The organism is Dyadobacter sp. (genome assembly GCF_051859145.1).
In the GTDB taxonomy this organism is placed as follows: domain Bacteria; phylum Bacteroidota; class Bacteroidia; order Cytophagales; family Spirosomataceae; genus Dyadobacter.
Genome location: NZ_JBHYGF010000475.1, coordinates 1 through 2,715, shown reverse-complemented (window position 1 = coordinate 2,715; position 2,715 = coordinate 1). Strand labels below are relative to the sequence as shown.

The 2,715-nt window shown below is 44.8% G+C and carries 3 protein-coding genes; all 3 read right to left on the bottom strand.

Going from position 1 to position 2,715, the window contains the following annotated elements; genetic code table 11:
• Positions 1-437: 437 nt before the first annotated feature.
• Genes ACTIE6_RS22255 through ACTIE6_RS22245 form a run of 3 tightly spaced genes read right to left on the bottom strand, consistent with a single transcriptional unit; the run spans position 438 to position 2,353 of the window.
• Complete coding sequence (locus ACTIE6_RS22255) at positions 438-707, bottom strand: 2Fe-2S iron-sulfur cluster-binding protein (protein ID WP_439558724.1); 270 nt, start codon at positions 705-707, stop codon at positions 438-440.
• Positions 708-764: 57 nt separating this feature from the next.
• Positions 765-1,919, bottom strand: a complete 1,155-nt coding sequence (locus tag ACTIE6_RS22250) for a cytochrome-c peroxidase (protein ID WP_439558723.1) — start codon at positions 1,917-1,919, stop codon at positions 765-767.
• Between the two features lie 41 nt (positions 1,920-1,960).
• Positions 1,961-2,353 (bottom strand): DUF488 domain-containing protein, encoded by a 393-nt coding sequence (locus ACTIE6_RS22245; protein WP_439558722.1) that lies wholly within the window; start codon positions 2,351-2,353, stop codon positions 1,961-1,963.
• Positions 2,354-2,715: the final 362 nt, after the last annotated feature.

The window sequence follows — 2,715 nt, the reverse complement described above, 5'->3', positions numbered from 1 at the left end:
TTGCCAACCAAAAAGTTTCCGTTAAATAAGCCTTGGAAGGCTGATCGACCTTTGCCGATTACGCTAATTTGATGCATCCCTTTGCCGGTCAAAGGTTAAATACCGGCTGATGGACGCTTCTGGGTTAGCGGATAATCTGACAAGCGGAAATTAAGAAACCATGCAAGCCGCTATTACGATTACGCACAAAAGATGTTTGCCTATGCGTCCGAGGCCCAACGAGTATCTAGCGAAAATGAGTTAGAAATGCGTCATCTCGATTTCACGTTCCAACGATTTACATTAAAAGCATTCTAATTTTAGGTTAAGACGTCTTGCCTGAGTTGACTCCAAAAAGCGCCACCCATTTTTACGCATCATGATGCAGAATGGGAGTTCAGAAAGGGACCAAGACCCGAAGGGTTAGGGCAGCTGTCAGGTTAAGAGAATTAAAATGTTTAAAAAATGGAAGGCTCGATTGTTATTTTTGAATTAGCAAGCCAATCGTCAATAGGAACCTGACAGGCTAAGGTGTAGCGGCCATCTATTTGCACCATACAGGTTCCGCAGCTCCCCATACCACAGCAAAGCCCGAATCCAGAAATGCGCACATAATCCGAAATCAACGTCATCAATGACAAATATTTCCTTTCCAGCGTCTGGACTTGATATTCTTCATTTCCGTAGATCAGTGTAAAGAGAATTGTGCTTTTTGGTTCTTCTTCCAATTGATAAGGGTTTGACTATAATTTGTATTCACGGTTTTGTTTAACTTCTCTCTGTGTTCAAAGACCTACCACAGGTAAACCACTCGGTACTGTTGCAGGGATTGTTTTGTCAAAGGAATCGTCGTTGAGCGTATTCAAAAATTCGACGATCCTTGAAATATCTTTGAAATTCACGTCCATGTGTGTCGCAAGCGAATCAATGCTGCCGGCCTTCACGTTCGGGTTCAGGATTTTGCCTCCTGCCACATCTTCATAAAACAACAACACCTGATCCAGGGTAGTAAACTTGCCACTGTGCATGTAAGGAGCAGTAAAGCGAAGGTTACGTAGTGTTGGCGTCCGGAAGGCATAATCCTGATCGATCCCAGCGTCACTTTCTGCCCGGTTATCGGTGTCGGGCACGCCCAGAGTATGTAGCTTATAATCAGAAAACATGGGACCCGAGTGACACTTTGCGCAGCCAGTTACTAAAAAAGCATTCAGCCCTTCTTTTTCGCCGGTCGACAATGCGCTGCTATCACCACGCATGTACTGGTCAAACCTGCTATTGGTGGCAATCAGCGTCCTCTCGTAGGATGCTAATGCCTTCGCTAGATTTACCTGGGTGACTGGTTTGGTAGCTGTAGGAAATGCTTTCAAAAAGAGCTCATTATAGGCAGGGATCCTATTTATCCGCTCGATGATTTCATCCAGGATCTGGTGATCCGCAAAACCACTGCCCCGCATTTCTTCTAGTGTTTTGATTGGCTCCAACGCCTGCTCCTCTAATCCTTTTGCCCTTAAATCCCAAAACATCGGGGCCAGTTCAGGCCTGTATGTTTCGTGATTGGTTATGCCGTTAAAAGCTGTGTTTAAAATGCTTTGCGAGTTTCTTTTTACAAACGGAATGTCATTGGGATCCAGAAACCGTCGCTTGCTGCCAGTACCTCTCCCATTTACGCCAATGGAAGTTTCCAGGAACTCCGCATAATTAAACTCGGGCTGATGACAGGTGGCGCAGGATACGTCTTTATTTCCAGAAAGGATAGGGTCAAAAAACAAAAACCGGCCCAGGTTTACCTTTTCCTGGGTCGAAGGGTTGTCATCCGGGTCTGTCACGTACTGGGGTAATGCGCCCAGATCAGCAATTGTTTCGATCACCTTCGGCTTTCTTTCACGCAATGTTTTCCGGTCCCTTCCGCAGGAGCTACAAAGAATTGTAAGTATAAACACTAAACAAATGGGGTGGATAATCATTGTCTTACCGGAATATCTTACTCATTGATGGCCTGCTTCATGAATTTGTCAAGGAAACCTTTCAACGCAATTGCATTGTTAAACTGTTCATTTTGGGCAGCATACAAAAGTGATACTTTTTTGTGCTGCTTGACCAAAGCGATAAGTTGCCCGGCAATTTGCCTGTTTTTATTGAGCTGGAAGTTGTAGTCTGCAACAAATTCCGGCCACCGTCCCGGGTCGTGGTTAAACGATTTTCTCAATTCAGCACTCGGAGCAATTTCTTTCAGCCAAAGGTCGACCCCGGCCTGGCTTTTCTTTAATCCCCTGGGCCACAAACGGTCAACAAGTATGCGAAAGCCATCCTTTTTGCTGGCCGGTTCATATATCCCCTTTACGTTTATTACAAGATCTTGGTCAGTTATTTCCATGCTCTCAGACTTCATATTCTGATTAAATGTTAGGTTCTGCTAATCAGCCGCCTCTAATTCCTTTTACAGATGTATATGCTTGCGCCTGTCACTCTCAAACTCTGCAAGCATAAAGACAAAGCTTTATTGCAATGCAGGCATCAGGGCCCGGTGCGTAATTATCACTCAATGCTGCGATTTTTCGCATGCGCTCGCCTTCGTTTTCATGGTACTGCATCATGGATATGATCTTGATTTGACACGGATATCATAAAATGGCACGGGAAGGAATGCTTTGGTAGTACTTGATTTTGTATTCAAACATTTCTGCCATTTTCTCCGCCCTGAACTTTGCTTCCTGGGCTTTCTCGCCGACAAACAGT

Excerpts from the sequence above, each read along its gene's own strand:
- ACTIE6_RS22245 (WP_439558722.1), bottom strand. The coding sequence starts at position 2,353 with ATGGAAATAACTGACCAAGATCTTGTAATAAACGTAAAGGGGATATAT.